At 43.9% G+C, this 26719-nt stretch carries 26 protein-coding genes; 6 read left to right on the forward strand and 20 right to left on the reverse strand.

Going from position 1 to position 26719, the window contains the following annotated elements:
- Nucleotides 1-184: 184 nt before the first annotated feature.
- The 5 genes from dnaK to crcB all read right to left on the reverse strand — a co-directional run bounded on the left by dnaK (nt 185) and on the right by crcB (nt 6123).
- Complete coding sequence (gene dnaK / locus DXD25_RS04390) at nt 185-2092, reverse strand: molecular chaperone DnaK (RefSeq protein ID WP_117661953.1); 1908 nt, start codon at nt 2090-2092, stop codon at nt 185-187.
- A 384-nt stretch (nt 2093-2476) separates the two neighbouring features.
- On the reverse strand, nt 2477-3508 hold the full coding sequence (gene recA, locus DXD25_RS04395; protein WP_089544943.1) for a recombinase RecA: 1032 nt from the start codon (nt 3506-3508) through the stop codon (nt 2477-2479).
- A gap of 20 nt (nt 3509-3528) precedes the next feature.
- The gene (locus tag DXD25_RS04400) at nt 3529-4770 is read right to left on the reverse strand and encodes a saccharopine dehydrogenase family protein (protein ID WP_117661954.1); all 1242 of its coding nucleotides are present in this window, start codon (nt 4768-4770) and stop codon (nt 3529-3531) included.
- A gap of 42 nt (nt 4771-4812) precedes the next feature.
- Nucleotides 4813-5421: a DUF6621 family protein gene (locus DXD25_RS04405; RefSeq protein ID WP_117661955.1), complete on the reverse strand. Its 609-nt coding sequence runs from the start codon at nt 5419-5421 to the stop codon at nt 4813-4815.
- Nucleotides 5422-5742: 321 nt separating this feature from the next.
- Nucleotides 5743-6123 carry a fluoride efflux transporter CrcB gene (crcB, locus tag DXD25_RS04410; RefSeq protein WP_117661956.1) on the reverse strand — a complete coding sequence of 127 codons (381 nt, stop codon included), beginning with the start codon at nt 6121-6123 and terminating at the stop codon, nt 5743-5745.
- Nucleotides 6124-6415: 292 nt separating this feature from the next.
- On the opposite strand from crcB, the gene DXD25_RS04415 reads away from it, so the two are divergent.
- Nucleotides 6416-6565, forward strand: coding sequence for a hypothetical protein (locus DXD25_RS04415; RefSeq protein ID WP_187360429.1), 150 nt, complete (start codon nt 6416-6418; stop codon nt 6563-6565).
- A 168-nt stretch (nt 6566-6733) separates the two neighbouring features.
- Here DXD25_RS04415 and DXD25_RS04420 read toward each other — a convergent pair whose 3' ends face one another.
- The 3 genes from DXD25_RS04420 to DXD25_RS04430 form a co-directional block, all read right to left on the reverse strand.
- Nucleotides 6734-7549, reverse strand: coding sequence for a hypothetical protein (locus tag DXD25_RS04420; protein WP_117661957.1), 816 nt, complete (start codon nt 7547-7549; stop codon nt 6734-6736).
- 101 nt (nt 7550-7650) lie between these two features.
- Nucleotides 7651-8124, reverse strand: a complete 474-nt coding sequence (locus DXD25_RS04425) for an ADP-ribosylglycohydrolase family protein (protein WP_117661958.1) — start codon at nt 8122-8124, stop codon at nt 7651-7653.
- 46 nt (nt 8125-8170) lie between these two features.
- Complete coding sequence (locus DXD25_RS04430; protein WP_117662014.1) at nt 8171-8560, reverse strand: hypothetical protein; 390 nt, start codon at nt 8558-8560, stop codon at nt 8171-8173.
- 999 nt (nt 8561-9559) lie between these two features.
- Here DXD25_RS04430 and DXD25_RS04435 point away from each other — a divergent pair.
- Genes DXD25_RS04435 through DXD25_RS04445 form a run of 3 tightly spaced genes read left to right on the forward strand, consistent with a single transcriptional unit; the run spans nt 9560 to nt 11091 of the window.
- Nucleotides 9560-10099 carry an RNA polymerase sigma factor gene (locus tag DXD25_RS04435; protein WP_117661959.1) on the forward strand — a complete coding sequence of 180 codons (540 nt, stop codon included), beginning with the start codon at nt 9560-9562 and terminating at the stop codon, nt 10097-10099.
- Between the two features lie 47 nt (nt 10100-10146).
- Complete coding sequence (locus tag DXD25_RS04440; protein ID WP_117661960.1) at nt 10147-10536, forward strand: hypothetical protein; 390 nt, start codon at nt 10147-10149, stop codon at nt 10534-10536.
- Between the two features lie 54 nt (nt 10537-10590).
- Nucleotides 10591-11091 carry a hypothetical protein gene (locus DXD25_RS04445; RefSeq protein ID WP_187360430.1) on the forward strand — a complete coding sequence of 167 codons (501 nt, stop codon included), beginning with the start codon at nt 10591-10593 and terminating at the stop codon, nt 11089-11091.
- A 130-nt stretch (nt 11092-11221) separates the two neighbouring features.
- On the opposite strand, the gene DXD25_RS04450 is transcribed toward DXD25_RS04445, so the two are convergent.
- The 3 genes from DXD25_RS04450 to DXD25_RS04460 form a co-directional block, all read right to left on the reverse strand.
- A complete protein-coding gene (locus tag DXD25_RS04450; protein WP_117662015.1) occupies nt 11222-12379 on the reverse strand; it encodes a DUF3810 domain-containing protein in 1158 nt (385 codons plus the stop codon).
- A 360-nt stretch (nt 12380-12739) separates the two neighbouring features.
- On the reverse strand, nt 12740-13438 hold the full coding sequence (locus DXD25_RS04455; RefSeq protein ID WP_117661961.1) for a M15 family metallopeptidase: 699 nt from the start codon (nt 13436-13438) through the stop codon (nt 12740-12742).
- 44 nt (nt 13439-13482) lie between these two features.
- A complete protein-coding gene (locus DXD25_RS04460) occupies nt 13483-13977 on the reverse strand; it encodes an Lrp/AsnC family transcriptional regulator (RefSeq protein WP_089544952.1) in 495 nt (164 codons plus the stop codon).
- Between the two features lie 251 nt (nt 13978-14228).
- On the opposite strand from DXD25_RS04460, the gene DXD25_RS04465 reads away from it, so the two are divergent.
- On the forward strand, nt 14229-15383 hold the full coding sequence (locus DXD25_RS04465) for a 5-methyltetrahydropteroyltriglutamate--homocysteine S-methyltransferase (RefSeq protein ID WP_117661962.1): 1155 nt from the start codon (nt 14229-14231) through the stop codon (nt 15381-15383).
- On the opposite strand, the gene DXD25_RS04470 is transcribed toward DXD25_RS04465, so the two are convergent.
- On the reverse strand, nt 15328-16929 hold the full coding sequence (locus DXD25_RS04470; protein ID WP_117661963.1) for a PepSY-associated TM helix domain-containing protein: 1602 nt from the start codon (nt 16927-16929) through the stop codon (nt 15328-15330). The two genes, DXD25_RS04465 and DXD25_RS04470, sit on opposite strands and share 56 nt — an antisense overlap.
- Before the next feature lie 240 nt (nt 16930-17169).
- Between DXD25_RS04470 and greA the strand changes: the two genes are divergently transcribed.
- Nucleotides 17170-17634, forward strand: coding sequence for a transcription elongation factor GreA (greA, locus tag DXD25_RS04475; RefSeq protein WP_089544955.1), 465 nt, complete (start codon nt 17170-17172; stop codon nt 17632-17634).
- Between the two features lie 124 nt (nt 17635-17758).
- Here greA and DXD25_RS04480 read toward each other — a convergent pair whose 3' ends face one another.
- From DXD25_RS04480 to DXD25_RS04520, 8 genes are all read right to left on the reverse strand, one after another.
- Entirely contained in the window at nt 17759-19702 is a 1944-nt protein-coding gene (locus tag DXD25_RS04480; RefSeq protein WP_117661964.1) for a DNA mismatch repair protein MutS, read from the reverse strand.
- Between the two features lie 129 nt (nt 19703-19831).
- Nucleotides 19832-21025, reverse strand: a complete 1194-nt coding sequence (locus tag DXD25_RS04485) for an ATP-binding protein (RefSeq protein WP_117661965.1) — start codon at nt 21023-21025, stop codon at nt 19832-19834.
- Between the two features lie 227 nt (nt 21026-21252).
- Complete coding sequence (locus tag DXD25_RS04495) at nt 21253-21918, reverse strand: hypothetical protein (protein WP_147327846.1); 666 nt, start codon at nt 21916-21918, stop codon at nt 21253-21255.
- A 481-nt stretch (nt 21919-22399) separates the two neighbouring features.
- A complete protein-coding gene (locus DXD25_RS04500; RefSeq protein ID WP_117661968.1) occupies nt 22400-23419 on the reverse strand; it encodes a zinc-binding alcohol dehydrogenase family protein in 1020 nt (339 codons plus the stop codon).
- Nucleotides 23420-23428: 9 nt separating this feature from the next.
- Entirely contained in the window at nt 23429-24319 is an 891-nt protein-coding gene (locus DXD25_RS04505) for an amidohydrolase family protein (protein ID WP_117661969.1), read from the reverse strand.
- Nucleotides 24320-24331: 12 nt separating this feature from the next.
- Entirely contained in the window at nt 24332-25279 is a 948-nt protein-coding gene (locus DXD25_RS04510) for an aldo/keto reductase (protein WP_117661970.1), read from the reverse strand.
- A 6-nt stretch (nt 25280-25285) separates the two neighbouring features.
- Nucleotides 25286-25663 (reverse strand): L-rhamnose mutarotase, encoded by a 378-nt coding sequence (locus DXD25_RS04515; protein ID WP_117661971.1) that lies wholly within the window; start codon nt 25661-25663, stop codon nt 25286-25288.
- Between the two features lie 94 nt (nt 25664-25757).
- On the reverse strand, nt 25758-26615 hold the full coding sequence (locus DXD25_RS04520) for an AraC family transcriptional regulator (protein ID WP_158556288.1): 858 nt from the start codon (nt 26613-26615) through the stop codon (nt 25758-25760).
- Nucleotides 26616-26719: the final 104 nt, after the last annotated feature.

Raw genomic sequence — 26719 nt, forward strand, 5'->3', positions numbered from 1 at the left:
TTCTCTTGCTGGAACTTCCGCCCCTTCATAACCTGCAAATATACATATTTTTCTGCGATAAAGCCATAAGCAGATATATAAAAAAACATAAAGACACGAAAAAAGGCGTGTAAAACTCATTTTCAGAGTCTTACACGCCTTTGATCTTTATGCTAATCTAATAACTTCTCTATGATGAGAGAGATTACTTAACCTCCTCGAAGTCTGCATCCTGAACATCCTGAGCGCCATCGTTAGCACCCTGCTGTGCCTGCTGGCCACCCTGTGCACCCTGAGGACCTGCCTGCTGACCGCCCTGGTACATCTGCTGAGAAGCTGCCTGCATGACGGTGTTCAAGTTGTTGATAGCTGAATCGATGGCTGCAACATCACCTGCCTTGTGAGCATCCTTCAACTGCTGCAATGCCTGCTCGATGCCTGGCTTCTTGTCTGCAGGAATCTTATCACCGTTATCCTTCAAGAAGTTCTCGGTGGTGAAGATCATGCTGTCTGCCTGGTTCATCTTGTCGATCTTCTCGCGCTCAGCCTTATCTGCTGCAGCGTTCTGCTCTGCCTCAGCCTTCATGCGGTTGATCTCGTCCTCGCTCAAGCCAGATGAAGCCTCGATGCGGATGCTCTGCTCCTTGCCTGTAGCCTTATCCTTAGCTGATACGTTCAAGATACCGTTGGCATCGATATCGAAGGTAACCTCAATCTGAGGAACACCACGACGAGCTGGAGCGATACCTGTCAGGTTGAACTGACCGATGCTCTTGTTCTGAGCTGCCATTGGGCGCTCACCCTGCAATACGTGGATGGTAACCTCTGTCTGGTTATCAGCTGCTGTAGAGAATACCTCGCTCTTCTTGCAAGGGATGGTAGAGTTAGCATCGATGAGCTTGGTCATTACACCACCCATGGTCTCGATACCGAGAGTCAATGGAGTAACGTCGAGCAATACGATGTCGCCAACACCCTCTTCCTTGTTCAGGATGGCACCCTGGATAGCTGCACCTACTGCTACTACCTCATCAGGGTTAACACCCTTAGAAGGCTCCTTGCCGAAGTAGTTCTTAACCAAGGTCTGAACGGCTGGGATACGGCTTGAACCACCAACCAGGATAACCTCGTCGATATCTGATGTAGAGAGCTTAGCATCACGAACGGCATTCTGGCAAGGTACAAGACAAGCCTGAATCAGGTTGTGAGCCAACTGCTCGAACTGTGCACGGGTCAAATTCTTAACCAAGTGCTTTGGCATACCGTCAACAGCTGTGATGTATGGCAAGTTGATTTCTGTAGCTGTAGAGCTAGACAACTCGATCTTAGCCTTCTCTGCTGCCTCCTTCAAGCGCTGCATAGCCATAGGATCCTTGCGGAGATCTACGCCTTCCTCTGCCTTGAAGCCATCAGCCAACCAGTTGATGATTACCTGGTCGAAGTCATCACCACCCAGGTGAGTATCACCATTGGTAGAAAGTACCTCGAATACGCCGCCACCGAACTCCAGGATAGAGATATCGAATGTACCACCACCCAGGTCGAATACGGCAATCTTCATATCCTTGTTGGCCTTGTCAACACCGTAAGCCAAAGCTGCGGCTGTAGGCTCATTTACGATACGCTGAACGTTCAAACCTGCAATCTGACCAGCCTCCTTAGTTGCCTGACGCTGAGAGTCAGAGAAGTAAGCAGGAACTGTGATTACTGCATCTGTAACCTCCTGTCCGAGATAATCCTCTGCAGTCTTCTTCATCTTCTGGAGAACCATTGCAGAAATCTCCTGTGGAGTATATTTGCGACCCTCGATTTCAACACGTGGATAACCACCCTCGTTTACTACTGTGTAAGGCATTGCCTCAGCTTCCTTCTGGCTCTGAGCGTATGTCTCACCCATGAAACGCTTGATAGAATATACTGTGTTCTTAGGGTTTGTGATGGCCTGACGCTTAGCAGGATCACCTACCTTGCGGTCACCATCCTTAACGAAACCTACTACTGATGGAGTAGTACGCTTACCTTCACTGTTAGCGATTACAACTGGTTCGCTACCTTCGAAAACGGCAACACAACTGTTTGTGGTACCCAAGTCAATTCCAATTACTTTTCCCATGATTATATCTTTTTTTTATTTTTTCGTTATTAATATTGTTATTTTTCTCATGAATCGCTGCCTTCGGGGAAGTCTGCCGAAGATATGCATCTATCGGGAACCTCCTGAACTCAGCGTTCACGCTTTCTAATTAACAAAGCGTGTGCCAATGGATTTTTTTTCTGGATTTGGCTGTTTGTTTTCTGTGTTTTCCTGATTTCGGCTGACAAGCTGTCAGTCAGGTACTGACAAAATAAAAGGAATCAAGATAAAAGGAGCGATAAAATGTCGCATTCCTCATATCTTGATTCCTATTTCGTTTTTAGGGAACTCTTTCTTCCAGATAATGTCCCTATATATAATAAGGTGTAACCTACCTTATCTGAGTTTTATTTCATCTGAGTTTTATTTCTGATCCTTGGCAGCGAGTGCTTCACGAACCTTTGCCTCCAGCTCGTCGAGAAGCTCAGGATTATCCTTGAGCAATGCCTTGCAGGCATCTGCACCCTGTCCGAGCTTTGAACCGCCGTAGCTGTACCAGCTGCCGCTCTTGTCGATGATGCCGTTGGCTACTGCCAAACCGAATACCTCGCCGGCACGGCTGATACCTTCGCCGAACATGATGTCGAACTCTGCCTTGCGGAAAGGAGGAGCCACCTTGTTTTTCACTACCTTCACGCGAACCAGATTACCTACCACATCCTCGCCGTCCTTGATGGCTGTTGCCTTGCGGATGTCCAGGCGAACTGATGCATAGAACTTCAAGGCGTTACCACCGGTAGTTGTCTCAGGGTTGCCGAACATCACACCAATCTTCTCGCGCAACTGGTTGATGAAGATGCAGGTAGTATTGGTCTTGCTGATGGTAGAAGTGAGCTTGCGGAGTGCCTGGCTCATCAATCGTGCCTGAAGACCTACCACGTTATCACCCATGTCGCCCTCGATTTCCTTCTTAGGAGTCAGGGCAGCTACAGAGTCAACTACCACGATATCTACGGCAGCAGAGCTGATCAGCTGATCGGCAATCTGCAATGCCTGCTCACCATTGTCTGGCTGCGAAATCCACAGGTTATCCACATCCACGCCCAGTTTGGCAGCATAGAAGCGGTCGAAAGCATGCTCGGCATCGATGAAGGCAGCAATACCGCCAGCCTTCTGAGCCTCTGCGATGGCATGGATGGCCAATGTTGTCTTACCAGAAGATTCAGGACCATAGATCTCGATGATACGTCCCCTTGGATAACCGCCTACGCCCAATGCATTGTCGAGAGCGATACTGCCCGTAGGAATTACCTCGATATTCTCGACGTGCTCATCGCCGAGTTTCATGATAGAGCCCTTGCCGAAGTCTTTCTCAATCTTCGCCATGGCTGCCTGGAGGGCTTTCAGTTTTCCCTCGTTGGGGGTCAGTTTGCCCTCTTCTATCTCTTTTGCCATATTCTTTTACTGTTTAAAGTTTAATCAATCTCCAAATCGCCATCAAACACCTCGTGCCATGGCAATCCCTGCTTGTTCAACTGCTCCATGAATGGATCTGGGTCGAACTCCTCTACGTTCCATACTCCTGGCTTCTTCCAGATGCCCTTGAGGAACATCATCGCACCAATCATGGCTGGCACACCAGTGGTGTAGCTTACGCCCTGCATGCCTGTCTCGTTGTAAGCCTCCTGGTGCTTGCAGTTGTTATATACGTAGTAGGTACGCTCCTTGCCATCCTTCTTACCACGGATGCGGCAACCGATAGATGTCTCGCCATCATAGTTCTCGCCGAGATCCTGTGGGTTAGGCAATACTGCCTTGAGGAACTGCAATGGAACAATCTTCACCTTGGCTGTCTTGCCTGAACCATCTGCCAATGGAGCCTCGTATTCGATTTCGTCGATGCGGCTCATACCGAGGTTCTGGATGCAGTCGAGGTAGGTGAGATACTGCTGACCGAAGGTCATCCAGAAGCGTGCCTCCTTGATGGTAGGGTAGTTCTTCACCAGGCTCTCCAACTCCTCGTGATGCATCAGATAGCTCTCGCGAGGGCCGATGTTAGGGTAGGTGAGAGGCTTGTGGATAGACAATGGGTCGGTTTCAATCCATTCGCCATCCTTGTACCAGAGTCCCTTCTGGGTAATCTCACGGATATTGATTTCTGGGTTGAAGTTGGTTGCGAAAGCCTTGTGATGGTTTCCGGCGTTGCAATCCACGATATCGAGCACCTCAATCTCATCGAAGTGATGTTTGGCAGCGTATGCGGTGAAGATGCCGGAAACACCTGGGTCGAAACCGCAGCCGAGGATAGCGCAGAGACCTGCCTGCTCGAACTTTTCCTTATATGCCCACTGCCATGAGTACTCGAAGTGAGCCTCGTCCTTTGGCTCATAGTTAGCGGTATCCATATAGTTGCAACCGCAAGCCAGACAGGCATCCATAATGGTGAGATCCTGGTAAGGCAAAGCAAGGTTGATGACAAGCTCAGGCTTATAGCTATTAAAGAGAGCCTTCAACTGCTCAACGTCGTCGGCATCCACCTCAGCCGTCTGAATATCCATCTTGTAGCCCTTGGCATGGATATCCTTAACCAGCTTATCGCACTTTTCCTTGCGACGGCTAGCAATCATAAACTCGGTGAAAACGTCCTGGTTCTGGACGATCTTGAAGGCAGCCACGGTAGCCACGCCACCAGCGCCAATCATAAGTACTCTACTCATTTATAATCTTGTTTTTTATTATTATGTTTATTATTTTAATGTTTATTTTATCTCCTTTGCCGAGATTCCGAGGGCGTTCATCAGCGAGTAACCCAGAATCTCCTGTCGGAAGTTTCCTCCCGGCATGGGTTGCATGGCGAAGAGGGTGATGCGCTTGTCGTCATCTTCCACCTTTCTCAGCATATCTCTCAGCTGGTCGTAGGCATCTCCATCTTCTGAGTTCGGAATCACCATCACCCTTTTCACCTCCTTGGTGTTGCATAAGGTGCGTGCCACTTCTACGAGGAATTCATCCTTTCCCACCATCTTTTCCTCGGTAGGATAAGAGGCAAAGATGAATTCTCCCAGCTTATCATCCTTGAAAGCCTGGGCGTTGAGATCCTTCTCATAGTTGGAAGGGCGGAAATTCTTCATTGCCAGAGATTTCTTATCGTGGATAAGCACCACTTGCGTTTCGTGCTCACCCTCTCTGAGACCTCCGTCGAGGGCGATGCACACTGCCCATTGAGCCATATCTGCTGGCTGGATGCGTCGGTTGATCATTCGCTCGAAGTTGACAGTCAGGTCGAAAGCCACTTTGTCGATATAATCGGCATCAGCGATGATCACATTCTCGCTCCATTTTATATTATTTGTATCTAATGTATTCATTGGTGCAAAAATTAAGCAAACGAGTACAATGAAAGCTTGCTTTCAAATTGTCGAGTGCAGATTATTTTCTGCAAATTTACGAATAAATTTCGTAATTAAGGCATTTTGAAAATATAAAATAATAAAAAAGATAGAATTTTCATCATTTCTTCATCTGATGGAATCCTATCTTCTGTATTTTATGCGATAATCCGGGTTCTTCTTCTTTCTATTCTCCGGTCTTCTTTCTCGACAATCCGGGTTCTTTTTCTTTCTGTTCTCCGGTCTTCTTTCTCGGCAATCCGGGTTCTTCTTCTTCTTCTTTCTGTTCTCAGAAGTATTTTATGCGATAATCTTCGCCAGATAATGCCCGGCGAGAACGGCGATGAGTCCCAGCACCAAACTTCCGAAGAGATAGAGTATCATATAGAGGTAATTTTCCTCCTTCATCAATCCCGCCCCTTCGTTCATGAAGGTAGAGAAGGTGGTGAATCCTCCGCAGAACCCCGTGGTGAGCAGCAGTTTGGCAGATGGTGACATCCATCCTCCTTCCCTCCAGTTCAATCCCGAGAGAAACCCGATGATGAGGCATCCTGCCACATTCACCGCCATCGTTCCGAACGGAAAGGCAATCACCGTGCAGGATTGCACCATCTTTGAAATCCAATATCTCATGCCGCCCCCGAAGAAGCTGCCGATGCTTACTATCAATATTTCTTTCATCTCCTTATATAATATAGTAACTTGATGTAATTTAATAACTTGTATGATATAATAATTGGGTGCAAAAGTACGAGTTTTATTTCTACTGGCAAAAATATCTTTGAAAAAAGATAATCCTCAGCTTAATTTTTCCCTCTATTTTTTCTTTTAAGGGATAAAGAAGCAATCAGAAAGCGGGGAAGAAGCAATCAAGTAGCGGGGAAAAGGCAATAATGAAGAAGGGAAGAAGCAGAACTGGACCTTTACCTTCATCGGCACCGATGATCTTGATGTAGAGAACATTGCTCTGAATATGGGTATCGACAACCATCTCCAGTTTTCAGAAGATGAGGCTGGCACCAAGGCGATGTTTGCCAGAGAAAACAGAGCCCGAGAGCGCTACAACAAGTGCCGTGCGATGGATTGCAAGATGGAAGCGGGTAGTTACTTTGAGGAGAAATAAAGAATGGACCTCAGTATAAGCAGAGAATTACCTGCAAGCGAGTAAACTAAATAAAATGGGAATAGCAAAAGCTGCATGATAAATCGTGCTGCTTTTGCTATTTTTTATATCAATCCTCTTTTCTCGAATTCTTCAATCATTGCCAATATAGCTCTTGTTGCCATGTCTTTATTCTTTTATAAATTCAACTTCTGTTGTTAAAGTTCGTGTGCCACCAGCCTTTAGTTCTGGTGTGTTTATTCGGATGTCGCAATCTATGACATAAACCACTCCATCAATGCCACGAAAAACATTCTCGTTGTGCATATCACTTAGGTATATACCTGGTGTGGAGTATGTCCAATTTCTTGGATTCACCAGTTTAAATCCAATACGTTCCGTATATTCTTCAATATCTTCTTCGGGCATTTGGTTACCTTGAAAGAAAGTTTGGGTAACAATAATCATAAAGTCGCCCATAGAGTTTCTACCGAATCCCAATACAAACATCTTGGTTTGTTCAAAGTAAGCATTGTGTAACGAAATTCTGTCCAAAGCAAAAATTGGCTGTATGAAATAGTCAAGGCCGATTACTTTTAGTACAGAATTACCGTTATCATATACAATAGCTTCACCACCTTGCGCTAATTTTTCGCCCAAGGTTTGGTTGTAGACGCTAGTGTCTTCTACCCAGCATCCTGCCTTTTTCGCCCAGCTTTCTATGCGTTTTTCTTGGATCTTTCCAAGTTGCTGTTCTCTTTTGAAACTGTGTTCTGGCGCAGTGAGTTGATTTGCGCCAACTTCTGCTCCCGCGAGTAAGGATGCAATAACATGTATTGTTCCCCCTTTAACGCAGCCAAGCTGCTCTGACGGTGAAAATCGTTTATATAAGATCTTTCCAGTACTGAATTGTTCTGCATAATCATCTAATTTTGCTAGACCTTCAGATGTAAATCCTTCATTGATTATGTCGCTGATGGACATCCAAAAATCATGATTCGTCATATTTACTTGTTTTAATTGCCACAAAAATACAAATTTTCTTTGATAATACCAAATTTTTGGAGAATTATTTGGTATGTTACATCTCTTTGTACATATGAATCTTAGTGACAACACTTTATTCTTATCAACACTTCTTTCATATCATCCGGCAGATAGCTGATAGCCTTCTCTTTCATTTCTTGTGGAATACCAAATCGTGCTTCGGCGATGGAACCGACGATGGCTCCGATGGTATCGCTATCGCTGCCATGAGAAATAGTTAGGCGGATGGCATCCTCGAAGGATGTGGCTTTGGAGAAAATATAGAAAGACAATGGTACGGCATCCATACAGGTTTCGTTGAACTTGCCTTTCGGATAATCTCGGGTATCGAAATCCTCGTAATAGCGGCGGCACCAATCCAGCAGGCTTTCCTGATAGCTTCGCCCATTCAGTATCGCATCAGCTATCGCCACCGTACAAATTGTATCATCGGTGAAGTCGCATCCATCTCCGAACATCTCGAAATCATAATCAAACGTATTGTTGAACTCATATTTTGAGCCAACAATATCTCCTATCATTGCTCCTAACATTAATTTGATAATTTTCCTAACTTCATTTGATAATTCTCCTAAACCTTTACTCTATCACCTCCCAGAAACTTTCCGGAAGGCTGATGTTCTTGATCTCCTTTGCCTTCTTGAACAATGGGGCGATGTCTTCGGCTTCGAAGCCGGCGATGCCGCAACCTATTGGGGTCACCAGAAAATGTAGCTCGGGATGCTGATGGGCAAAGATAATGAATTCCTCCACGTATGGACGGATGGTTTCCACGCCGCCCTGCATTGTAGGGATGGCGTAACTCTGGCCCTGCAAGCCTACACCCTTGCCCATGACGGCACCGAAATGCAGGCGGGCAATGCGGGCAGCGCCACCACCATGCATGCCAGCCAGATTGCTGCCAAACACAAAAATCTCGTTTTCCTTTAATGAATCAATCCAGCGAGGAGTGATTCTTCCCTTCTTCATATCTCTCATATTATTCTTATTATTAAATATGTTATTGCCATTATCTGCCGCTTCCTCGCAGCACATGCATTCTGCCATCATTCTCGGCATAGAACTCATTCTCGGCATCGACATCTTAGGAGCACTTGAAACAGATGTGTCTTCCTCTGCGAACGACAGATAGCTTCCGTATTCCGATGCATCAAAGTATCTCTTGAAATAAGGAATCACCACATCGTGCATCATCTTCTGACAACGCTGGGTGACGGCTGAATGGGATATGCCCAACTGGGCGGCTACGTCCTTGCCCCTGAATCCCTCTATATAGAGCATCTTCAGGATGATGCTGTTCTTGCTGTCTCTGCCATAATAGAAATTGCCGATATCTTCTATCGTCTGGTAAAGATCGTGCTCAAACTGGTTGTCGGTCACGTCAAACTGCATCTTGCGGCTTTCCTGTCGCGCCTCAAAACTCTCGAAACGGTGCTCCTTCACCACCTCCTTCAACTTATCCAGCAGCAGGAACCGAAAGCCGTTTACCATCCATGTCTTGAGCGACATGCTAGGCTTTCTATCTTCCAAAGGCTTGAAGTCGTGTTCGCAGAGATAGAGATAGTATTCGTGAGCCAGAGAGAAGAAATCCATGCCTGGCTTGTGCTGCAGGTCATATCGCTTGTCGTAGATGCAATAAGCCACCCGGCAGTAGCCGTAGTAATACTCCCTTACTATTCTGGCATTGGCATCCTTGAAGCCCTGCAGAATCTCATCATCCGATAAACTTTCTAAATTCTTTTCTTTCTTCATATCAATATATCTTTTGATATCCGCAATTCGATTGCAAATATATACTTTTTCTTTGAGAAACCGGAGAAATAGCTCTTTTTTTTCTCTTCTCTATGATATTAAAAGAGAAAAGAGGAGTAAAAATTAAGCTGGTATCGAAAAAAAATATATCCCGCCTTTTTACTTTTCCCATTTAGAATGGTCATATAATCGTAACGTTCATGAAAATAAACGAATATGAGTATAAATGACAATGGCATTATGGAAGTGCTGAAGGAAAATCCACAGAATGGATTTCGGATGCTGATGGCGAAATATCAGGAACCAGTTTACTGGCACATCCGCCGACTGGTGGTTTCGCATGATGATGCACAGGATGCCTCGCAGGAAACCTTCGTGAGAATCTATCGCTCGTTCGGCAACTATCGGGGCGATTGCTCTCTGAGAAGCTGGATTTATCGCATAGCCACTAATGAGGCTCTTAGGATTATCAGCAAACGGAGACAGGAAGTTGTCTCCATAGAATCGGAAACCACAGGTGTCAACCTGATTCAAGGCGATGATTATATCGACTTCGATGATAAGGTGGCGGTGAAACTGCAGAAGGCGATTCTCTCGCTGCCGCCAAAGCAGCAGCTGGCATTCAACCTTCGGTATTACGATGAACTCGGGTTCGACGAAATAGCAAAGGTTGCGGATTCTACACCAACCAGTATCAAGGCAAGCTATCATGTTGCCAAAGAGAAAATTATCAAGTACATGAATTCGAACGATTAAGTGAGAGTTCTGTGAGTTTTTAATGGTTATTCAAAATGGAAAAGAATATGGATACAAATTTTGATTTCAATAAAACCGGGAAATTCAACTTCGACCAGGTGGGTAAGCGGATGCCTTACTCAACGCCAGAAGGATTCTTCAAGGAGATGGAAGCCAATATCCTGGAACAGGTGAAGGATGACAAACCTAAACCAGTCAGGATACAGCCGAAGAAGCGACCTCTGATGAAGGTGATATGGGCGGCTGCAATGGCAGTGGCAGCATCGGTGGCAGTACTCCTGATACTCCACATCGATTTCGCTGCGCCTCATTCTTCTCTGCCATCTCAGGCTGATAATGAGATGCAAGCGGTAGATCAAGCTTTCGCTCAGTTATCTTCTGCTGATCAGGCTTATTTGCTCAGTGTTTATCAGGAGGATGTCTTTCTTGATGAATAAACGGATTCAAGAATATAATTAATAGATTCTATAATATATAAATTAAGGTGAATTATGAAAAAGATTTTAGGTATTTTGATGATGGTTGTCGCAATGATGACCGTTTCAACAAGTGTATGTGCACAGGCGCCTAATCAGAAGCAGCGTCTCTCTCGTGAACAGTTGGCTGAAAAGCAGGCACAATATATTGCTCACGATTTGGGTCTTGATGACAAGACCAGTTCTAAATTTATCGACACCTATACCCAGTTCCAGAAAGAGGTTTGGGCATTAGGACCTCGTCCTCATCACAAGAAGGGGAAAATGAAATCCGATGCTCAGACAGAGCAGGAGATTAAGCAGCGTTTTGAGATGAGCGAGAAGATTCTCAACATCCGCCAGAAATACTACAAGAAGTATTCTCAGTTCCTGACACAGCAGCAGATTCAGCGGGTTTATGAGATAGAACGACAGATGAGAAAACGATTTGCTCAGAAAGGTCCGCGCAAGGGGGGCAATTACGCAGGTAAATCAAAACCTGGAAGATTTCAGGGACAGCCAATGCAGAATAAGTAGTTCTCCTATAGAGAATTTCTTGCGAAATACGATGTTAGTTTAAAAAATTACTTTCTATAATATCAGATATATGCGAATGGCGGTTGGTGCAGAGATTGCATCAACCGCTCTTTTTTATTTCCTGCCTTGCTCATCTTTTCCTTGAGTATTCTTTTTTTTCTTCCCAAGCCAGTATCAAGCCGATAACGCCCGAATAGCTCTTCCTGCCTTCCGCCACATGGTTGCCCCTGAGGTAGAGTTCGAAGATGAAATCCTGGGCGGCATCCAATGCCTTGTATCGCTTGCTGAGCCAGTAGCGGCGGTCGCTCTTTGCCAGTTGGATAATCTCGGGACGGATGTGTTTCAGGAATCTTTCTCCCTCCTTTTCGCCGAGAATATCGAAAACATTGTTCAGTACATGGAAGAATATGTGGTAATATCCGCTGAACCTCACCTGCTTATCTGCCGATGCCGTGCACACGATGTAACTGTAGAAATTCGCCTCACCCTCGTTGGCAACACCCAGAAAGTGAGCAAACTCGTGGGCGTAGGTGGCAGGATAATCGTGGGGAAGAATATCTCCATTAAGCGTGAACTCACAGAAGAAAGGCCCCATGCTTCCGGTAACGCCCGACATCGAACTGAGGGGTGTGAATACCATAGTCTTGGCATGAGGATGCTGGTTGAAAGGTGCATTGATACCCTCCTTATAACCTATTTTATTATATTCCTTCAGAATTGCATCCCGCACCCGATTCTTCAAACCATCATCTGCGATGCTATCAGAGAAAAAACTCTTTTCAGAAATGCTTAAAGCGTTAAGGCTGTCGGCATATTGATAGGCGAATGCCTTGAATTTAGCTTCGCTTACTTCCACCGGCTTCATTCCTATTCTATCATAGATATTCGGCTGGGAGTAGTTCAATCCCCAGGCGATGTAGAACCAGGCATATACCCAAAGCAGGTATTCTGCCACTCTTCCGAATACAACCTTCTTCTTGGGATAACAGCCTCTCTTCGCTGCCAGGAAGAAGTATCGCCTGGCAAGCTTCTTTCTCAATCCTATCTCGTAGATGGGATAGAAGATAACCCAGGCAATGCTGAGAGCGATGAAGATATCGCCTACGGCAAAAGGAAAAAATCCTGAGATGGGAGAGAGGAGTGTGCCGATAATCGGATAGATACGGGTGGTGTAGATGAATCCCCATAGAGGAATCATTTTGGTAAGAGTAACGAGGAGGAGCAGTACCAGCAATAACCAGTGGCGCCACTTTACCCGATTGAGTCGAAATGTATGCAGTATCTTCATATTCATTATTTCTTCATTCTAATTGTTCTTAATGTCGCCAAATATGGCTTTCTGATGCAAAAATACAAAAGTTTTCTGAATAGTTGACAGCATCGATTCATTTTTTTGCTATTTTTGCATATACAAAAGATAGAAACGAATTTATTAACTTAAAGTAATAGGAGGGGCTATCATGAAACAGACACAGGAAAAATTCGAGGCAATGAACCTTGAGTATGAGAACCTCTATAATGAGGAAGATGACCGCAGAGATTATAATTCTGTTTGGTACAGTTAGGTAATTGGATGCAGTTAGACAATAAAGGGCTATGCTGTTTATTGCAGAATCTCAAGCAACAACAGCATAGCCTTCTTGTGTCCTTATTTCTCGAAGTGCTGGTAATCCTTGCTATGTTTCCAGTCGCCACCCCATCGGAACCCTTTCTCCTTGAAAAGCCGGTAGCATAAATCGCCCTTTCTGATCATGTAAGTATGGTGCTTGTTACGGTCGAGATAAGGTCGTGCCGTAGCTGGCTCTACCACTTCCTTGCCATTCTTCAAATGCTTATGATAGGGATTGTAGAGGGTATTGATGTCAACGGCAAGTCCCTTGCCATGCTTCGAAACGGTATGGGTGTGCGAGATGAAGCGGAAGTTGAAGCTGGAGGAGTTGTTGTCCCTCATCGCCCTCTCGTCGTCGGCATCCCAGTAGTCGATAAGTCTCATTCGTTCTATCGGATATTTTGCTTCATATAGCTTTCTGAAGATATCGAGTACATCAGCGGCTATCGCCTTGTTTACCACCATTTCACCTACGATGTTTCTGCCTTTTTTATCCACATGCAGGCATCGCAGATATCGCAGTTCGCTTCTTGCTATGGTGCAGTTTTTCTTATATGTCTTTCCTTGCATCAGGTGGAAAATATCATCAGGAATGGGGGATGTGGAGAAGAAATGCTTCTCTCCAAGTTTTCTGATGGTTTGCTCGCTGACGATTTCTCCTGGCTTCTGTGCCTTGGATGGAAGGCAGAAAAGCATGGGGAGAGCAAAGTATAGGATGATGATCTTTTTCCAAAACATAATTCTTTCTCCTTAATATTTATTCTCTTTCATTCTTTCTTGATTTAATTTCTCTTCTCCTTGTTTTGATTCACAGGGATATAATGCGAATCCTTGATTTCGCCAATTACGATGATGCTGTGAAGGCTTCCGATGCAGTCGATATTTCCCAGGGTATTGAGCATGAAGTCCTGATAATCCTTCATGTCTCGGGCATACACCTTGATCTGGAAGTCGTAATCGCCGGTGGTGTTGTAGCACTCTGTTATCTGGTCGATGGTTTGCACGGTATCCATGAATTGCTGAATCAAGTCGTGGGTGTGCTGCTTCAATCGGATATTGCAGAGCACGATCACGTTGTGTCCCATCTTGTGATGATCCACTATCGCTCCGTATCGCTGGATGTATCCCTCACGCTCCAATCGCTTCTGTCGCTCGAAGGTGGGAGAAGGGGAGAGGTGTACTCTTGCGGCAAGTTCCTTCACGGTGAGTCGGGAGTTCTGCTGCAACAACTTGAGTATCTTGATATCGATTTCATCGAGATTTTCTTCTGTAGCCATTATTCCTTTTCTTTCTGTTTTATAGTTTCTTTGTTTCTCCTTTTAGCGTTTCTTGCAGAATAATATTCTGCTGATTTGCCAAATACGCTGCAAAGATAGCATATTTTTCTGAATTACGAAGAATATTTGGTAGATAAAATTCTTCTTCTTACCTTTGCACTCGCAATTCCGGATGCAAAGAGCCGTTCATCATCTGATAATGGCAAATTAAAAGTCATTCATCATTAAAAAATATAGGAGATAAAATAATTATGAGTAACGTAAGAAATATACATTTTGAGGCAGTGGGCAGCTATTTGCGTCCTGCAGAGTTGAAAGAAGCAAGAGCCAAGTTTGCTGATGGCAAGATTTCTGCCACCGACCTTCGCAGCATCGAAGACCGTCTGATTACTGAGGTCATCAAGCAGCAGAAGGCGCATCGCCTGCCTTATATCACCGATGGTGAGTTCCGCCGCAGCTATTGGCATCTCGACTTTATGTGGGGTTTCAATGGCGTGGAGCATATCGAACTGGAGCATGGCTACCAGTTTCATGGCGAGGAGACAACCAAGGGTTCTATCCAACTGACCGGCAAGATTACCGGAGAGAATCATCCTTTTATCAAGGATTTCCTGTTTGTGAAAAAATTTGAGGAGTTGGATGACAAGGGCGAGTATATCTTCGAGGCAAAGCAGACGGTTCCGGCTCCTGCACAGTTTCTTGCCGAACTGTTTCGTGGAAAGAATGCCGAGAATACCCGCAAGTTCTATCCTAATACCACCCAGTTGATTGAGGATATTGCCCAAGCTTATCGCACCTTCTTCCAGGAGATTTATGCAGCCGGTTGCCGCACCATCCAGCTGGATGATTGCACCTGGGGAATGATTGTGGATAGCGATTACTGGAAGGCCAAGGTGGGCAACGGCTTCACCCTTGAACAGGAAGCCCTGCAATATCTGAAGGTGAACAACCTTGCCATCGAGGGCAAACCGGAGGGATTGACTATCAACACCCACGTATGCCGTGGCAATTATCATTCCTGCTATGCCACCAAAGGTGCCTACGATGCCGTAGCTCCTTATCTTTTCGCTCATGAAGATGTAGATACCTTCTATCTGGAGTATGACGACGAGCGTTCGGGCGGTTTCGAACCATTGAAATATGTGGCAGATGGCAAGAAGGTGGTTCTGGGTTTGGTAACCTCTAAATCTCCTGTGTTGGAGGATAAGGCTACGGTCATCGCCAGAATCCACGAAGCTGCCAAATATATCCCTCTCAATCGTCTGAGCCTCAGTCCTCAATGCGGTTTCGCCTCTTGTGAAATCGGCAATAAACTGACCGATGCTGAGCAATGGGCAAAGATAGATCTGGTTAGAGAGATTTCCGAGGAAGTTTGGGGCTCTTCTTCTTTCTCCGATGCAGAATGATATAGCCGGAAAGCAAAACCAGCGTAATCAGCAAGCCGGAGATGAAGACGAAAAGGTCGGATAGAGGACCTAAGAATGGAGAATAGCATCTACCCACGTGAAGCTCTAAAGCCACATTCCAAAGTGACATTGGGGTGGCTGAAAGCAACTCGGGGGTAGAGGTTGTTTTCCCGAAACTCGCCCCTTTGCTATAATCGAAAACCACTTCTTTTCCTCCAAAGAAGTCCTTGGAATAACCGCTGACCAAAGAACTGGAAATCGGAATCATCGATTTTCCTTGGTTGGCTTTCCCCGTGAAATAATCTACTATCAGATTCTTTTCCGGATTCCAACGGAACATACCGCTGAATGATCCTATCAGCCAACCACCCTTGCCGTCGCTTTCGAAAACATTCACTCCCATCGGACTTATCTTTGGTGATTGCTTCTTATCCAATAAAACCGGCTTCTGGCAGAAATGCTCATCTACTCGCAGAAAACCTTCTGAGGTAGAAACAAGCCAGTTGCCCTCTGCTGCATCCCATCGGATAGCGCGAAGTTTATCGTGCCAGACATTTCCATTCTTCACCTTTTCTGTGGTTTTGTTCATGGCTAGAGGTATCATCAATGGTGGTCGGAGACACATTCCTGTTATCGCTAGCCAGAGCGTCAGAATGATGGTGGTATATCCCAGCTTGTTATGCCATTTGGCATTGAAAACCATCTGTTTGCCAAGCTTCAGCATCTTTTCTCTTGCCTGTAATCTCTTCTGTCGGCGGATACGGTAAGGAAGAATGAAAAGGATGATGCCCGTTATCGAAAGGATGATAAGTACGATGGCGATGGCATCCACCACCAATCTTCCGGCTAATCCGAAGAAAGCACCGCTATGCAGGTTCCAAACGGTCTTGAAAAGGGTAACTTCCGGAACAAAACCTTCCGGTTGACCGATGATTTTGCGGGTAACATTCGTCTTTTCGCTGATAGCATCCCTCTTTTCGTTGGCTGCATCCGTCTTCTTTCCGGATATTTCATAAACGGCAGAACGGGTCATGGCGATGATGCTTGTGCTATCTTTGGTCAATGTAATGTCGGCGATACGCTCATCATTATCAGCGAGTGGAAACATTTTCCATTCCTTTCCATCGAAGCGATATACATCCATCATGGCTGCACACCAGATTTCTCCGTTTTTTGTCTGCACGATGTTGCGGATATTCCTGCCATCCACGTTTTCAGGCAACCCTTGGTTAAAGTCTTTCCAGCTTTTCATCTCAGCATCGGTAAGCCATACGCCACCATAACCATACGCCAGGATGGAATCACTTGGAGTTTTGCCGATGCGGTGATTGATCTTGATAGAACCTTTGATGATGCCATTGTTGAAATTCTTGATATGATAAGCCGATGGCATCAGACTTCTGCTTACTTCACAACCGGCGAATAGCTGGCGATGATTTAAAATGATACCTGATACGCAGAATACCAACATAAAGACAGACAGTACAAGTCCGAACCAACGATGGTATTTCTTCCAGGTAAAACGTTTCTTCTTTTTTTCTCTCATTGTTGTTTTCTACTAAACATTGTTGTTTTCTACTAAATGGGTTGCAAAGGTAAGAATATCTATCAACATCTGCAATACCCAAAAATAATGATTTAGGATGCTTCTGTTTTTTCTAATCTTTAGTTTCTTCACTTTTTCACTAAAAAAGTTTGGTGATTTCGTGATTTACTAGTAACTTTGCACCCCGAATAAAAAATCATCATTCATTAAGAACAATAAGAAACTAGAAAACAAGGAAAAATGGAATATATGTCTCAAGAAGGCTACGATGAGCTCGTGGCCGAACTTCAACACATGGTTAACGTAGAGTTGCCAGCCGTTCGTGATGCGATTGCTGAGGCTCGCGACAAGGGTGACCTCAGTGAGAATTTCGAGTATCATGCTGCCAAGCGTGAGCAGGGAAAGCTTTTGAGTCGCATCAGCTTCAAGCAGAAGGTCTTGGAGAATGCCCGTGTCATCGACAAGTCTCGATTGAAGAGTGATACCGTTGGCTTGTTGAGCAAGATTAAGATTACCAATCTCGCCAACAAGTGCAGCATGAGCTATGTTATCGTAAATCCGCATGAGGCTGATTTGCATAGTGGAAAAATCTCTATCAAGTCGCCTATCGCCAAGGCCCTTCTGGGCAAGAAGGCAGGTGATGAGGTAATGGTTAAGGTACCAGCCGGCTTGCTCAAATTCCGCCTGGATAGCGTTGAGTTATAACTTTATAGTGTTGAGTTATAATGTATTCTTTTAAAGGAAAACTCCCGATAATTTGAAACTGTTCAACTTATCGGGAGTTTCCCTTTTTTATAAATCTTATTGTAGTGCTTTTATTAATTCTATTTTAATATTTCTCTAGAATTTTATTCAGCAAGAAGGTGGCATTCTGGTTTCTTGCCACACCCTTCTGTATCTTATAAGTATAGGTAACATCCGTGCCCAAATCTATCTCGAAACAATAGTTGTGGAATTTGCCTGATGCATCATTCTCCATCTTGGAGAGTTCCAAATCGTGGGTAGCGATGATACCGCTCACCGGCTGCTTGGCGATGGCTTCTAGGAACTTTCTCGAACCATTCAGCTTATCCAATGAATTCGTTCCCTTCAGAATCTCATCCAGAATAATCAGCGTTCGGAGTGATTCCTTATTGCCCGCTATACTTTCCTTGCAGAACATTCCCTCTGCACTTTCCTTGCAGAACTTCAGAAGTTCCTCCAATCTGATCAATTCTGCATTGAAATAAGAAATGCCATGCGTCAAATCATCGGTGGTTCTCATACTCGAGAACAATCTGAAACGTGAAATCTTCAGTTGATCCGCAAATACCGGCATACCCGCCATCGCCAGGATATAGTTCACGCCCAGCGAACGGAGGAAGGTACTCTTTCCCGCCATGTTGGCTCCGGTGATGATATAATAGTTGCCGTCCTTGATGGTGAAATCGTTCTTCACCGCCTTGGCACCCAGGAAAGGATGATAGAGATTCTTACCCTCGAACACGATTTCCGGACTTCCGATTCCTGCATTTTCTGAAACATGGCTTTCAGTATCTGCTTCCGGACTTCCCGAAATAAATTCAGCCTCTTCCGCCTCGGGATGATTATATCTGAAATCCGCCATCGAAACCATTGCATCCATCTCGCTGATGATGTGCATCCATTCCTCCATCTTCACCATATAGGTATTCTTCCATTTCAGGAAACTGCGAACCAGGAAGAAATCGCTCAGCATGAAGGCATCGGTGAAGAAAAGACCCAGGAAGTTGCCTCTTCTGTCATACCCCTTCAATATCTTTTCCAGTTGGGCAAAGGAAGGCAGGGCATCTGCCAGGGAATTCTGCATTTCCTTGCCTAATTCGCTATGGAAATTGCGCCTGTTGATAAGCTGAAGTATCTGGGCATAGGCGATGAGCTGATGGCGAAGCTTGCCTCCGTTGCTGTCTATCTTGTCAAGTGTCTGCTTGCAGACGAAGAATACCACCATGTATTGAACCAACCCCCACCACAGGGCGAAATTCACCGAAACCATATCGCATATCGATAAAATCACGGAACCGACGACTCCGATAATCATCATCCATCCGATAACGAGCGAAACCGGTGATCCAAACCATGCCGGCACCTCCATCTTCGAAACCTTCTGCATCGCATCCACCACCGCAGCAGAATCAATCTTCTTCATCTTGCCATTCACCATTTTGCCATCCGCAGTTTGGCTTCTGTTCTTTTCGCCAAGTGCCAGGAATTCCATTCGCCAGTTTTCGCCTTCTCCCGCCAGTTCCTTCTGCAAATCTCTTCTTCTTTTGATATCCTCCATATTCAGAGGTGTTTCCCGGGTAAGATTCCTGGCGAGTGCCTCCGAACCGCCCGATGTGATGGTTCGGCAGATGCGGTTGAACAGCGAACTCTTGCCGAAGACATCGAGGTCGAAGGAATAAGGATGCTGCGGATTCTGATAGAAATCGCCCGTCTCGAAAGGCGAGAAATCGCCCTCCCAAGCCTTGATTTCGTCCTGATAAACCTTGAGCAAAGCCGAAAGATGCTCTATCTTCTCCTTATTTTTGTCGTCAAGTCGTCTGATACCCAGATAGGCAATCAGGCACAACGCCGCCCCCAACAGATAGTTCTGCGTATCCCTATCCAATGCGAAATAGCAGATCAGGAAGGCGAGAATGCCGCCAAAAGCCAGCAGCTCTTCTATTATAAATCCCGTATTCTTACGCTTCAGGGCAGCCACCTCAGAAGCGTATCGGCTTACATATTGTTGATAATTCTCCTTGATATTCATACTCCTTATTATTATTTTTCTTCTTTTCCTATTTCTTCTTCTTTCTCTTGTATTATGAATTTTTCTCCATCCAATTTATTATAGGAAATATTCTCCTCTTATCCTTTGCTGCCAATTCAGACAGGAGCGTCATTCCATAAGCCAGTCGAGCACATATTCTTGCTTGATTCCATCATGAAACTGGACGGGGTCGTTGTCCAGGGTGAGCAGATATTTTGGAAAATTGTCGGAGATGGACTTCAGGGGTGCCAATTCTCTCTGCATCGTGGTTTCATCCCTTACGCTGAGCGATACCTGATAGTATGCCTTGTGTTCACCAATGATTACCACGAAGTCTATCTCTGCATCACCGGCTTTGCCTACATAGATTTCTCCGCCTCGTCGTGCTAGTTCCAGATACACGATGTTCTCCAGTACGTGCCCCAAGTCGCCACCTTTTGTGCCATTGATGACTTGGCGCAGACCTACGTCGGCAAGATAAAGTTTCTGTCCAGTCTTCAATAGCTGCTTACCCTTGGCATCATATCTCTGCACCGGGTAGAAGATATAGCTGTCGGTGAGGGCAGAGACGTAGTTTTCTATCGTATGAGATGTAGTCTTTCTGCCCAGCGAGGTCATGGTGTCGCTGATGCGCTTGATTACGGATATGTTGCCTATATTGTCAGCAAGGAATCTTACCACACTTTGCAACATCATCACATCGGTTATCTTCTTGCGGCTCACCACGTCTTTCAGTACGATGGTGTTGTAGAGACCTGACAGGTATTCACGCACCATCTCTCGGTCTTGGCAGATTTGGGGAATGTATGGGAAGGAACCCAGTTCGATGTATTGGCGATAGGCGAGCTCTCGGGAAGTATGGGCAGGCTGCGTCTGCATGAATTCTCGGAAGGAGAAAGGGAAGAGTTTGATTTCGATGTATCTTCCGGTGAGCAGGGTGGCTATTTCGCCAGAGAGCAGGTAGGCATTGCTGCCAGTAACGTAAATGTCTACGTTGTCTAGCAGGAACAGGCTGTCTATCACTTTTTGGAAATTTTCCACCATCTGTATCTCGTCAAAGAAGAGATAGTTCATCTTGTCTGGGTACAGGTTCTGCTTTACGTGCGCGTACAAAATTTTATAGTCGAGGAACGGTTCGTTGTCGAGATCCTCGAAGTTGAGGTCCTGTACTTGTTCTTCGGATACTCCGTCCGAGAGAAGTTTCTCCCTAAACATCCTCAGCAGCGATGACTTGCCACAGCGTCGTATGCCTGTTACTACCTTGATGGTCTTCTTGTCTCTCCATTTCTCCAGGAGATTCATGTATTCTTTACGCTCTATCATATTCTCTTTATGTTCTATTTATTCACTTTGCTATTCATTTTGCATTCTATCTTGATTGTTAAAAATGAAATGCGCTGCAAATATACGAAACTTTTTCGAGAAATTTGCAGTGCATTGCAAATTTCTCGTGTTTCTGAGTAAAATTTGCAGTGTATTGCAAATTTCTTTCTGCAGAACTGATAACCTTTCTGTAATCTGTATATCCGAGAATTTGTATTTATTTAGTTTTATTGCCCGATACATCCTATAGTTTTTATTGCCCGAAACATCCTATAGTATGCGTATATATAAGCCGATGTCGTTGTTATCATACTGATGAGATTCATGCAGGTGAAGGCTGCCTGCTGGGTGTTACCTGCCAGATAAAACACTGCAACAGGGAGTATATTTGAGCATATCAGCCATACCATGAAAACCAGGACAAGGGCTATGCCCAGTTTGCGCATGTTACCTCTGTGCTTGCTGTACAGATGGCAGCCGGCTACCAGGGAGGTGATGACGGAAATCAATAACATAGTGCTTTGTATCCAGGTGAGAATCGTTGCCGTGGGGGTTATCTGTCCGTTCTGCATCATCGTTACAAAGTTGAACTTGAAGCATTGTCCCAGGATGAATGAGAGCACATAGTAAAGTACCATCAACTCGCTGCAGCGTCGTAGCAATCTTACGCCTGCTGGTAGCGTGAAGCGGAATATTCCCCATAAAGCTATAGGGGTAAGCTGCAATACCAACTGCTTGAGGGTAATCAGGACTGGACTTATTCTGAAGGACAGGTTAACTTGCCCGCAAATAAAAAATACCATCGAGAACAAAGCGAAAATGCAATATGCATACATGGCATATTGCGCAATGCGGGTCAATACTACAGGATTCTTTATTCTTGTTCTTGCCATAATTTCTAAGTTTGATGATTTTGCGGCAAAGGTACGAAAAATCTTCGATACCACCAAATTTTGCACTTGCTTGTTGAATTCGCGGTAACTCATATAAGGAAATTGTTTTTAAGACTAGAAGAAAGTTCCGTTCAACGTCATTGAACGGACATTCAAAATCACTGAACGAAACTTTCTACTAACTCTAGAAACATTTTCCTTTAAAGGTAGAAAGTAATTCCTTTAAGGGAAGAATTATTTCGAACTTAAGGACATTGATGTCTGGGCTACCCAAATGAATCGCCAGAGGCAAAGTCAAGACGACAGGATATGATTAAGTTCCTGGATTAAGATCATAAGATAAATGGAGTGAGGGTGTGTCACTGGCTTATGACACACCCTCAATTATAGTCTTATTACTGAATATTATAATGAATGCCAAAGCAGAAAGTTTGGCTTTCATTTCTTAATTTAACGCAGTATTGTTAGATACTTAAAACGGTTAAAAATGAACCAAAATACGAAAAACTTTTCCAGGGTTAGCATCCCACCAATGCAACGTACTTAAAGCATCTTCTGGTTCAATAATCTTTGTAATCAACTTTTCTATTGGGCATTTCCCACGCTCTAAATAATGGATTACAGCACGGAAATCTTGTGGCAAAGCATTTCGTGATCCACGAATATCTAATTCTTTTTGAACGAAATACTTTGTTTGGAATGTTACTTCACTTTTTGAATATCCAATACACACAACACGCCCCGTAAATGCCACTTCCTCTACTGCAAGCTGATAGGTAGGTGCACTACCTACTGCTTCAATAATTACATCAGGACCGTAACCACCAGTTATTTCTTGCAAACGTAAATGAACATCTTCGGTTGTAGAATTGATGATATAACTTGCTCCGACTTCCTTCGCCATTACCAATTTATCTTCGTCGATATCAATTGCGACAACAGTAGCACCACGTAAGGCAGAACGCACAATGGCTCCCATACCAACCATGCCACAACCTATCACTACCACAACGTCAATATCTGTAACTTGGGCACGACTTACTGCATGAAACCCAACAGACATCGGCTCTATTAATGCACATGCCGTAGGTGAGAGAAGCCCTGCAGGAATCACCTTTTCCCACGGCAGAACAATATACTCCCGCATGGCACCATCCCGTTGAACTCCTAAAGTTTCATTATGCTGACAGGCATTGACGCGTCCATTCCTACATGAGGCACATTTTCCACAATTGGTATATGGATTGCAAGTTACAACCATTCCTGGTTTTAAACCTTTTGGCACACCTACTCCGACAGCCTCTATGGTTGCGCCAATTTCATGGCCAGGAATCACGGGATTTAAAGCCATTGTATTGCGCCCTCTAAACGTACTGAGATCTGAGCCGCAAAAACCTATATAATGTAACTTAAGAAGTACTTCTCCTTCTTGAAGTGTCTTAGGTTTTTCTATATCAATCACTTCAAGTTTTTTATCATGAAAAATTTTGATTGCTTTCATATCTACTATTTATTCTGACATATTTTTAATATAACTAAGTTCTGGTATATCGTGGAAACGATAAAAAACATAGGCATTGCCCCCCAGGAACTTATCTTTTAAAGAATCTGAAAGTTCTTTGGATTTCCATACAAAGTCGTAAGCCATTTTATAAGTTATGGCAGTGATTGTGCGAGGATAATCACTGCCCCACATAATTTTATCCTCACCAATCCATTCTGCAGCATCATAAATGCATTTAATAGCAGAAGGGTAAGGATAGAACTCTGAATGAAAGAGCCAGGTGATACCGCCAGATTCAATACGAACATGTCTGCTCTTACGGGCTAACATCACTTGTGACTTGAAAGAAGCGGTATTGGCCATACCAAAATGTCCGATGGCAACTTTCAAATTGGGGCATTCTTCAATGACTTCTGCCATTTCAGAAATCTGCACTTCATTATCGGCCAAACACATGGAAAGAATCAGCCCCTTTTCTTCTAAATACTTAAATAGAGGCATCTTGTTCAAAAGAGATGTACCTAAAAGACGATGTCCAGGAATGGATATCCCCTTTAAGCCAATTTCCATTATCCTGTCAACATCCTGAATGCTATCAGCCATGCCTAAACAGCAAAATCTATTAGCATATTTCCGTTGGACCTCTGCCAGATAAGAATTCTGATTGCCGTCTATAACTTCTTGTACTACAACTGCTCCACCTACCTGTGCATAATCCATATTGGAAAGGAAGATCTCTGCCGAATTAATTCCATCTATCATAAATGGTGGTAACATCTGCACTTCTTCACCGAAAAAAATAGAACGAGACCCATTGGTTGGTAATGTCTGGATAGGTTGTCCATCAACAACTGCATCTTGTTTAAGCCAAAGGTGGCTATGCGCATCTATGATCATAAGCTTAAATGATTATGTGTTCGCCCAACTTACTCTCATTTGATTCCCAATGATTTTTCTTACATCCGCTACCAACTGTTCATCTGGCTCTTGGTTGGCCCATTCTATGTTACGGGCTACATTCTGCGGATTGGCAGATGAAAAGAGTGTGCTCGCTATTCGAGGGTTTGCTACACTATACTGTATGGCTAGTTTCTCAATGGGATAATCCTTTTCCATACAGAATTTTGCTGCTCTGCTACAAACTTCTGTAAGTGTTTTTGGGGCAGGATGCCAGTCTGGTACCCCACGTTGCGATAATAGTCCCATGGAAAGAGGTGAAGCATTAATGACGCCAATTCCATGTTTCTCGAAAAACTCCAGATAATCAACTAATTCGTCATCATTCAAGCAGTAATGACAAAAATTAAGAATACATTCTACCATACCGCTATCACAATGTTCAATTACCCATTTGATATTCTTCAATTGTAAGTCTGTGATACCCACATGTCCCACAATTCCTTTTTGTTTCAATTCTATCAGTGCAGGAAGTGTTTCCTCGCAAATTTTTTGCAATCCGCCAGGTAAGGTGGTTTGGAACTCAATATCATGAACGTTAATAATATCCAGGTATTCTACATTCAGACGTTCCATACTTTCATAAACGCTTTCTGTAGCCCGTCTAGCACTATAATCCCAACTGTTAATACCTTCCTTGCAATATCTGCCCACCTTTGTAGAGAGATAATACTTATCACGAGGTATTCCTTTCAAGGCTTTCCCCAGAACCATTTCTGCTTTATAGCTGCCGTAATATGGGCTTACATCAATGAAATTGATGCCACCCTCAATAGCTGCTTCCACAGCCATAATGCTGTCATTCTCCTTTGTTTCGTGAAAAACACTTCCCAGCGAAGAAGCTCCAAATCCCAAATTCGAGATTTTCAATCCCGTATTTCCTAATTCTCTGTATTGCATATCGTTTTAATTATAGAGATAAAACATTCTGTCCATCATTTGCCATTTTTCATTGCTCGTTGCTGTCGCACAACAATGTTGAAATTTACCCACTAATTCTTCCCATTCTTCCTGACGAGGTAACTTAGCCAACTTGGACATGGAAGAATCCCAGTCAAAGTCAATAGGTGTATCCACCACCATGACAAGATGACTGTCTGAGATATAGATTTCCATTTCCAAAATTCCAACACATCGGATGCCATCTCTGATTTCTTTCCAATGGCACTCCTCTGAATGAAGCTTACGGTAAATATGTATCGCTTCCTCATCAGACTTTAAGTCTAGACACTGAACGTATCTCTTTGTGAGACATGAGTATTGCTTTTGTTTATATCCATCCATTTTTTTGTTCTTTTAGAATTATGTTGCAAAAATACTCATAATCTCGCGAAATGCATCGCATTATTTTGTTGTATGGTAGGACAATATTGTACTATTATCTCATGTTTTTCCTATATGCCATAGGCGTAATGCCTGTAATCTTTTTAAAAAGACGTATAAAATAGGAGTGGTCATTATAGCCTAAATCATAAGCAATCTCTTTAATTGGCTGATCATCTGTGATCAGCAGCAACTCGGCTCTATCTATTTTCTTTCTGTTTATATATTGCAGAGGAGACATACCTATCATTTTCACGAATATTCTTATGAAATGGGATTTAGTAACACAGGCTATTGCAGCTAAATCATCAATGCTGATTTCCTCATATATATTATTATGTATATGGGTCAAGACTTTGGCTAGTCTTTTATCCTGAGTCCAGACCTTAGCTTGAGCCTTGTGCACAAATTTTGAAAAGAGAATAAGAATACTTCCTCTCAACTCCATTTTCTCAGCCAATGATAACTCATTATAACGATGGACATAATCAATGAATTTACCCATATTATCATACGCGGTAGGGTCACTGGCAGGTAATTGAGCTTCAGGATGATGCTTACACATATTATCAAAGATTGCTTCATCCAGGGCATTAGAGTCAATTTCCACAGGGAAATCATAAAAATCAAATATATCGGTTTCCTTCTTGAAGCCTTCGTAGAAATGCAGATAATAGTGGGAGAATTTTCCTGCACATTCATAACTGTGGACTGTATGCGCAGGTACAATATACATATGCCCCGATAGCAAATCAACAACTCTGTTGGGCAAATAAAGCTTGGCATATCCCTCTGTGACCAGGTATATGCGAGTAAAAGGAGAAACCACGTTTTGCCAGTTCCAATCTGCATCATGTTTAGCCAGACCAACATTCAGCATCTGGAAATTCAAGGATTCTATAGGTATATTCATCTTTATTCTAAATTTATATGATTGTTTCTGGTACAAAGATAACATTTTATTTTCATACCGCAATGCGATTTCTATTGAAATATCAATATTGTGCTATTATAGAA

It is taken from the genome of Prevotella sp. TF12-30 (genome assembly GCF_003436715.1).
Lineage (GTDB): Bacteria > Bacteroidota > Bacteroidia > Bacteroidales > Bacteroidaceae > Prevotella > Prevotella copri_A.

Coding starts and splice junctions, on each gene's coding strand:
- DXD25_RS04420 (WP_117661957.1), bottom strand. CDS start 7,549: ATGACGAATCATGATTTTTGGATGTCCATCAGCGACATAATCAATGAA.
- DXD25_RS04415 (WP_187360429.1), top strand. CDS start 6,416: ATGGGTATCGACAACCATCTCCAGTTTTCAGAAGATGAGGCTGGCACC.
- DXD25_RS04465 (WP_117661962.1), top strand. CDS start 14,229: ATGAGTAACGTAAGAAATATACATTTTGAGGCAGTGGGCAGCTATTTG.
- DXD25_RS04500 (WP_117661968.1), bottom strand. CDS start 23,419: ATGAAAGCAATCAAAATTTTTCATGATAAAAAACTTGAAGTGATTGAT.
- DXD25_RS04520 (WP_158556288.1), bottom strand. CDS start 26,615: ATGAATATACCTATAGAATCCTTGAATTTCCAGATGCTGAATGTTGGT.
- recA (WP_089544943.1), bottom strand. CDS start 3,508: ATGGCAAAAGAGATAGAAGAGGGCAAACTGACCCCCAACGAGGGAAAA.
- DXD25_RS04460 (WP_089544952.1), bottom strand. CDS start 13,977: ATGGCTACAGAAGAAAATCTCGATGAAATCGATATCAAGATACTCAAG.
- crcB (WP_117661956.1), bottom strand. CDS start 6,123: ATGAAAGAAATATTGATAGTAAGCATCGGCAGCTTCTTCGGGGGCGGC.
- DXD25_RS04455 (WP_117661961.1), bottom strand. CDS start 13,438: ATGTTTTGGAAAAAGATCATCATCCTATACTTTGCTCTCCCCATGCTT.
- DXD25_RS04470 (WP_117661963.1), bottom strand. CDS start 16,929: ATGAGAGAAAAAAAGAAGAAACGTTTTACCTGGAAGAAATACCATCGT.
- DXD25_RS04435 (WP_117661959.1), top strand. CDS start 9,560: ATGAGTATAAATGACAATGGCATTATGGAAGTGCTGAAGGAAAATCCA.
- DXD25_RS04400 (WP_117661954.1), bottom strand. CDS start 4,770: ATGAGTAGAGTACTTATGATTGGCGCTGGTGGCGTGGCTACCGTGGCT.
- DXD25_RS04445 (WP_187360430.1), top strand. CDS start 10,591: ATGAAAAAGATTTTAGGTATTTTGATGATGGTTGTCGCAATGATGACC.
- DXD25_RS04495 (WP_147327846.1), bottom strand. CDS start 21,918: ATGGCAAGAACAAGAATAAAGAATCCTGTAGTATTGACCCGCATTGCG.
- greA (WP_089544955.1), top strand. CDS start 17,170: ATGGAATATATGTCTCAAGAAGGCTACGATGAGCTCGTGGCCGAACTT.
- DXD25_RS04440 (WP_117661960.1), top strand. CDS start 10,147: ATGGATACAAATTTTGATTTCAATAAAACCGGGAAATTCAACTTCGAC.
- DXD25_RS04510 (WP_117661970.1), bottom strand. CDS start 25,279: ATGCAATACAGAGAATTAGGAAATACGGGATTGAAAATCTCGAATTTG.
- DXD25_RS04480 (WP_117661964.1), bottom strand. CDS start 19,702: ATGAATATCAAGGAGAATTATCAACAATATGTAAGCCGATACGCTTCT.
- DXD25_RS04430 (WP_117662014.1), bottom strand. CDS start 8,560: ATGAAGAAGGGAAGAATCACTCCTCGCTGGATTGATTCATTAAAGGAA.
- DXD25_RS04450 (WP_117662015.1), bottom strand. CDS start 12,379: ATGAAGATACTGCATACATTTCGACTCAATCGGGTAAAGTGGCGCCAC.
- DXD25_RS04425 (WP_117661958.1), bottom strand. CDS start 8,124: ATGTTAGGAGCAATGATAGGAGATATTGTTGGCTCAAAATATGAGTTC.
- DXD25_RS04515 (WP_117661971.1), bottom strand. CDS start 25,663: ATGGATGGATATAAACAAAAGCAATACTCATGTCTCACAAAGAGATAC.
- DXD25_RS04505 (WP_117661969.1), bottom strand. CDS start 24,319: ATGATCATAGATGCGCATAGCCACCTTTGGCTTAAACAAGATGCAGTT.
- DXD25_RS04485 (WP_117661965.1), bottom strand. CDS start 21,025: ATGATAGAGCGTAAAGAATACATGAATCTCCTGGAGAAATGGAGAGAC.
- DXD25_RS04405 (WP_117661955.1), bottom strand. CDS start 5,421: ATGAATACATTAGATACAAATAATATAAAATGGAGCGAGAATGTGATC.
- dnaK (WP_117661953.1), bottom strand. CDS start 2,092: ATGGGAAAAGTAATTGGAATTGACTTGGGTACCACAAACAGTTGTGTT.